This is a genomic window from Aquimarina algiphila (assembly GCF_007489275.1).
GTDB lineage: Bacteria > Bacteroidota > Bacteroidia > Flavobacteriales > Flavobacteriaceae > Aquimarina > Aquimarina algiphila.
The window spans coordinates 1-636 of the sequence record NZ_VLNR01000200.1; the positions used below are offsets into that span (position 1 = coordinate 1).

General features: G+C 40.6%; 1 protein-coding gene. It reads left to right on the top strand.

The window, feature by feature from the left end:
* Positions 1–636: hypothetical protein (locus FOF46_RS32120; protein WP_208746854.1), on the top strand; the 636-nt coding region annotated here is incomplete at both ends.

A 636-nucleotide genomic window follows, 5' to 3' on the forward strand; every position in this document is an offset into this window, starting at 1 on the left:
TAACTGTAAGTGCTGATTTAACCAAGCCTGAGCTTACCGCTACTGCTGATGGAATCATTACCTGTAGTAATACATCAGTAGCATTAACCGCCACATCAACTACTCCTAATGTAACCTTCAATTGGGAAGGATTTACCGATGGTGAGAATCCGGTCAATGTAACCTCTGAGGGTGATTATATAGTAACCGCTACCAATACCATCAATGGATGTAGTATTCAACAAACTGTAACTGTAAGTGCTGATCTTGATCAACCTGAGCTTACTGCTACTGCTGACGGAATCATTACGTGTAGTAATACATCAGTAGCATTAACCGCTACATCAACTACTCCTAATGTAACCTTCAACTGGGAAGGATTTACCGATGGTGAGAATCCGGTTAATGTAACCTCTGAAGGGGATTATATAGTAACCGCTACTAATACCATTAACGGATGTAGTATTCAACAAACTGTAACTGTAAGTGCTGATTTAACTAAGCCTGAGCTTACTGCTACTGCTGATGGAATCATTACCTGTAGTAATACATCAGTAGCGTTAACCGCCACATCAACTACTCCTAATGTAACCTTCAACTGGGAAGGATTTACTGCTGGTGAGAATCCAGTCAATGTAACCTCTGAGGGTGATTATA